The sequence below is a fragment of the Microbacterium sp. genome, assembly GCF_039812165.1.
Lineage (GTDB): Bacteria > Actinomycetota > Actinomycetes > Actinomycetales > Microbacteriaceae > Microbacterium.
The window spans coordinates 1-5,310 of sequence record NZ_JBDIAB010000190.1; the positions used below are offsets into that span (position 1 = coordinate 1).

The following is a 5,310-nucleotide window of genomic DNA, read 5'->3' on the forward strand; positions in this document are numbered from 1 at the left end:
TGGTCGGCGACGACGCCGATGACGGGGTAGCCGCCGGTCGCGGGATGGTCGGCGAGGAACAGCACCGGCTGACCCGACGGAGGCACCTGGACCGCGCCCCGCACGATGCCCTGGCTGTCGAGCTCGCCCTCGCGGCGATGCGGGATCGGCGTGGCCGCGAGCCGGACGCCCACGCGATCCGAGCGCGGCGTGACGGTCCACTCCTCGGCGAGGAAGGCGTCCACGGCGGTGCGGTCGAACCAGTCGAGGTCGGGGCCGGGCACGAGGTCGAGGTCGGCGACACCCGGTCCGGGGACGGCCGGCGGCGGCTCGGGCTGGCCGACCGCGTCGGACGGCGCCGGGCCGATCGGCAGCTCGTCGCCCGCTCCCAGGGGCGGCACGCCGAGCGCGGCGAGGGAGTCGGTCGAGCGGCTGCCGAGCACCTCGGGGGCGTCGACGCCGCCGCGCACGGCGAGATAGGCGCGAAGTCCCGCGCGCGGGGCGCCCACCTCGAGCACGTCGCCGTCGTGCAGGACGAACGGCGCGCCGAGCGGCTGGTCGAGGTCTTCCTCGGCCGTCGCGACGAGGAGCGGCACGTCGGCGCCGGTGACCGCGACGACCACGTCGCCGATCGCCTCGACGGCGAGGCCGCCGCCGGCGTTCTCCACGACGGCGGCGGTCGGCGGGTTGCCGACCAGCCGGTTCGCCTGCCGCAGCGACCCCTGGTCGGCGGCGCCCGAGCGCGAGACGCCCCACGCCGACAGGCCGGGGCGCCCGGCATCCTCGACGAGGCTCTGCAGGCCCGGCGCCAGCACGCGCAGCCCCGGTGGAGCGGGAGCGGGCGGCGCGAGCCGCGCGCGCTCCGGCTCGGGCACCTCGACCCGTTCGCGCACGGCGCGGAACCGCACCCGGCCGCCGGTGTCGAGCCGCAGCGGCGGCTGCCGGTCGAGCGACCACAGGGGTGCGTCGGTGCGGCCGATGAGCTGCCAGCCGCCGGGGGAGGTGCGCGGGTAGATCGCGGAGAAGAACCCCGCCAGGGCCACCGACCCTGCGGGCACGCGCACGCGGGGCGCCGGCCGGCGCGGCACGCGCAGCGCGCAGTTCTGCCCGCGGAGGTAGGCGAACCCGGGCGCGAAGCCCACGAAGGCGACCTCCCACTCCTGCCGCGTGTGCGCGCGGATCACGCCGTCGACGTCGAGGTCGAGGAGCCGCGCGACGTCGTCGAGGTCCTCGCCGTCGTACACGGTGTCGATGGTGACCAGCTCGCCGAGCGGCGTCTCGTGCGCGGCCACCTGCAGACGGACGAGGAGCGGCTGCGCCTCGCGAGCGGCGCGCTCGGTCTCGAACCGCACCACGAGCGTCGACGCGCCCGCCGTCACCTCGCGCTGACCGGGCAGCGGATGCTCGTCCAGGTGCCGCCGCGCGGCGTGCGGGCTGACCGCGCGCAGGCGCACCAGCAGGGCCCGCGTGCCGAGCGGCGCGACCTCATGCCGCGTGCGCCTCCACCCGTCCGCCATCACGGCCCGCTTCCCGGCGCACCGACGCCGGCGAACGGGACGACCGCGACGGATGCCGCGTCCAACGCGGCGCGCACCCGACGCGCGATCGCCACCGCGCCCGGGGTGTCGCCGTGCACGCACAGGCTCGCGACGTCCAGGGGGATCGTACTGCCGTCGATCGCGACGACCTCGCCCTCGGCCATGCGGACCGCGCGGGCCGCGATCGCGGCGGCGTCGTGCAGCACGGCGCCCGGCTGCGAGCGGGGGACGAGTGTGCCGTCGGGCAGGTAGGCGCGATCGGCGAAGCCCTCGGCGACCGTGCGCAGCCCCCGCTCGGCGGCGACGCGCAGGAACGCGGAGCCCGGCAGCCCGAGCACCGCGAGCTCGTCGCCGGGCGCGACGACGCCGGCGACGACGGCACGCGCCTGCGCCTCGTGGTGCACGATCGCGTTGTAGAGGGCGCCGTGCGGCTTGACGTACGACACGCGCGTGCCCTCGGCCCGTGCGATCGCCTGCAGCGCGCCGATCTGGTACAGCACCTCGTCGGCGAGCGTGCCGGGGTCGACGTCGACGAAGCGGCGCCCGAACCCGGCCAGGTCGCGGTAGCCCACGTGCGCGCCGACGGCGACCGCCCGTGCCGCCGCGAGGCGGCAGACCCCGCGCGCGGTCGTCGCGTCGCCGGCGTGGAAGCCGCACGCGACGTTCGCGCTCGAGACGACCTCCAGCATCGCCGCGTCGTCGCCCAGCGACCACGCGCCGAACGATTCGCCGAGGTCGCTGTTCAGGTCCACGGCCGTGCCGCTCTCATCCGATCGGCTCGATGAGCGCCGGCGAGTCGTTGCGGGTGTTCCCGACCGCACGGTCGACGACGTACACCTCCAGCGACGGCACGATCGCCGGCGCCGCGTCGATCGCGGCATCCAGCACGTCGCCGACGTTGTCGGTCGTGGGATCGAGCCACGCGTCGGCGTGGTCGAGGTCGACGAACAGCGGCATGCGGTCGTGCACCGATCCGAGCTCGCCGACCGCGTCGCGCGTGAGGATCGTGAACGACAGGAGCCAGCGCGAGGGGTCGTCGGCGGCCTTCGCGGAGTCCTTCCACCACTCGTACAGGCCGGCGAACAGCATGGGCGAGCCGTCGGCGGGGTGGACGTAGTGCGGGATCTTCACACCCGCCTCGGTCTTCCACTCGTAGTAGCCGGATGCCGGGATCACGGCCCGCCGCTTGATGAGCGCCTGCCGGAACATGGGCTTGTCCTCGACGTCCTCGGCACGCGCGTTGAACGCGCGCGCCCCGACGGACGGGTCCTTGGCCCATGCCGGCACGAGTCCCCAGCGCGCGGCCTCGAGGCGCCGCGTGGGCGGCTCGGTCTTGGCCGAGTCGAGCACGATCGCGACCCGCGCGGTGGGCGCGACGTTGTAGGAGGGCTCGGGGAGGTCGTCGCCCTCCAGGTCGACGCGCAGGGCGTCCACCAGCTCCGCGCCGGGATTGGCCACGACGAACCGTCCGCACATGCTCTCAGCGTACGCCGTCGGTCCGCTTCGCCCGCAGACGCAGGCTCCGGGCATCCGTCAGTCGCCCGGGAGGACGCCCGCCTCCTTGAGGCGCGACAGCAGGCTCGCCCCGCCCGAGCCGGTCACCCACGGCACCTCGGCCGCGGAGTGGTCGTCGACCGCGGTGCGGCCGCCGGCGAGCACCGCCTCGGCGGGGGAGAGCTGCCGGATCGCGACCGCGACGACGTGACCGGGGAACTCGCTCGTGAACGCGGTGTAGAGCGCGTCGTCGTGCTGCCCGTCGTCGCCGATGAGGAGCCACTTCACGTCGGGGAACTCGCGCGCGAGGCGCCGCAGGTTCTCCTCCTTGTGCGCCTTGCCGCTGCGGAACCAGCGGTCGTGCGTCGGCCCCCAGTCGGTGAGGAGCAGCGCGCCGGGCGGGAAGAGGTGGCGTCCCAGGAACCGGATGAGCGTGGGCGCGACGTTCCACGCCCCCGTCGACAGGTAGATGACCGGGGCTCCGGGGTTGTCGCGCACGACGCCCTCGAGGAACACCGCCATGCCGGGCACGGGCTGACGGGCGAGCTCGTCGAGGACGAACGAGTTCCACGCGGCCTGGAACGGGCGGGGGAGCGCCGTGACCATGACGGTGTCGTCGACGTCCGAGACGACGCCGAAGCGGATGCCGGAGCCCACGACGAACACGCGCGTCTCGGTCGGCTCGGAGCCCTCGACCGACATCGTGATGGGCTGCCACCCGGGCTCGAGTCGCGCCGGGAGCACCGTGTCGATCACGCCGCCGCGGTCGGCGACGACCTCGTGGGTGACGCCGTCGATCGTCACCGACACCTGCGCGTAGCCGACCGGGACCGCCGCGAAGCTCCGCCAGCCGCGGACGCTCGCGTACTCGCCGCGTTGGCGCTTGCGCGGCGGCGGCGGGACGATCAGCACGCGCCCGACGACCCGGACCCATTCCTCGCTGCCGTAGCCGGGGAACGCCGCCACGGTGGGGCGCTGTCCACGCGCCCGCGCGCGCCGTTCCCGCCAGGAGTGGAAGCGATATTCCGCGCGCGCGATCCAGAGCATCTGGGGTCGCTGAGCGGGTGTCGCGGACATCGCCACTCAGTCTCCCACGTCACCCGGCTTCTCGTCGTCCCCGAGCGAGAGATGGCGCGCCTCGGCGCGCACGAGGAGGCGCCGGACGAGGAACACGCCGACGAGGAACAGCACGATGAGCCCGACGAACACGTAGCCGGCGAAGTGCAGCTGGTCGGACAGCTCGCGGTAGGTGTCGGCGGCGAGCGCCGACGCGGTCACGTACACGACGGCCCACAGCACGCACGCGGGCGCGGTCCAGGCGAGGAACCGGCGGTACGAGAAGCCGCTCATGCCCACGGTGACCGGCACGAGCGAGTGGAGGACAGGGAGGAACCGCGACAGGAAGATCGCCGGGCCCCCGCGCCGGCGGAGGTACAGCTCGGCGCGCGTCCAGTTGTGCTCGCCGATACGCGCGCCGACACGCGAGTAGCGCAGCTTCGGCCCGAGCCAGCGGCCGAGCCAGAATCCCACGCTCTCGCCGATCAGCGCCCCCACGATGACCGCGACGATCAGCAGGAACCCCTCCAGCGGCGAGGCGACGGCGGTGCCGGCGACGATGACGATGGTGTCGCCGGGGACGATGAGACCGATCAGGATGCTGGTCTCCAGCGCGATCGCGAGCATGGCGAGCGCGGTGCGAACGAGCGGGTCGACGCTCTGCACGGCGTCGAGCAGCCACGTGAGGGTCTCGTTCACGCTCAGAGCCTATTCGCGCGAGCCCGCGACTAGCCTGGGAGCGTGTCGTCCGACCTCGTCGCCCGCGCGCTGGAGGGATGGACCGACCCCGCCGCGGTGTTCCTCGCCGGCCCGGGCCGCGCGGCGCACTGCTTCTGGCTCGACGCCGGTCCCGACGCCGCGACGGGCTGGAGCTGGCTCGGTGCGGGTGAGCCGGCGGGTGCGACGCCGCGAGACGTCGTCGTGACCGGCGCGGCGCCGTCGACGCTTCCGGGCGGCTTCGGCGGCGGCTGGGTCGGGTGGCTCGGCTACGACGACGGCGCGGCGCGCGCCGGGGCGCCTGCGGGAGCCGACCCGTCCGCGCCGGAGGAACTGTGGCTGCGGGCCGACCGGTTCGTCGCGTTCGACCACGCCGCGCGGCGCGCGTGGGCGATCGCGCCGGCCGCCGAGGCCGACGCGTTCGCCGCTCTCGTCGAGGGATGGTTCCGGGGCGCGGCGCCGCACGTGGAGGCGCCGCCGCCGCGCGAGGTCGCCGGCCGCCACACGCCGGACGAGTACGCGGCCC

The 5,310-nt window shown here is 75.2% G+C and carries 5 protein-coding genes and 1 pseudogene; 1 reads left to right on the top strand and 5 read right to left on the bottom strand.

Translation table 11 applies throughout. The features are described 5' to 3' along the window. The 5 genes from WML84_RS12440 to WML84_RS12460 all read right to left on the bottom strand — a co-directional run. Window positions 1-1,496, bottom strand: a 1,496-nt coding sequence (locus WML84_RS12440) for a 5-oxoprolinase/urea amidolyase family protein (protein ID WP_347346460.1), incomplete at its 3' end; no start/stop codon positions are given. After that, window positions 1,496-2,269, bottom strand: a complete 774-nt coding sequence (locus WML84_RS12445; protein ID WP_347346461.1) for a 5-oxoprolinase subunit PxpA — start codon at window positions 2,267-2,269, stop codon at window positions 1,496-1,498. The genes WML84_RS12445 and WML84_RS12440, both read right to left, overlap by 1 nt. 13 nt (window positions 2,270-2,282) lie before the next feature. After that, window positions 2,283-2,993: an SOS response-associated peptidase gene (locus WML84_RS12450; RefSeq protein WP_347346462.1), complete on the bottom strand. Its 711-nt coding sequence runs from the start codon at window positions 2,991-2,993 to the stop codon at window positions 2,283-2,285. Window positions 2,994-3,050: 57 nt separating this feature from the next. Beyond that, entirely contained in the window at window positions 3,051-4,088 is a 1,038-nt protein-coding gene (locus WML84_RS12455) for a phosphatase domain-containing protein (RefSeq protein ID WP_347346463.1), read from the bottom strand. Window positions 4,089-4,094: 6 nt separating this feature from the next. Continuing rightward, window positions 4,095-4,766 carry a DedA family protein gene (locus tag WML84_RS12460; RefSeq protein ID WP_347346464.1) on the bottom strand — a complete coding sequence of 224 codons (672 nt, stop codon included), beginning with the start codon at window positions 4,764-4,766 and terminating at the stop codon, window positions 4,095-4,097. A 42-nt stretch (window positions 4,767-4,808) separates the two neighbouring features. On the opposite strand from WML84_RS12460, the pseudogene WML84_RS12465 reads away from it, so the two are divergent. After that, a pseudogene (locus WML84_RS12465) lies at window positions 4,809-5,310 on the top strand (anthranilate synthase component I family protein); the annotation flags it as partial.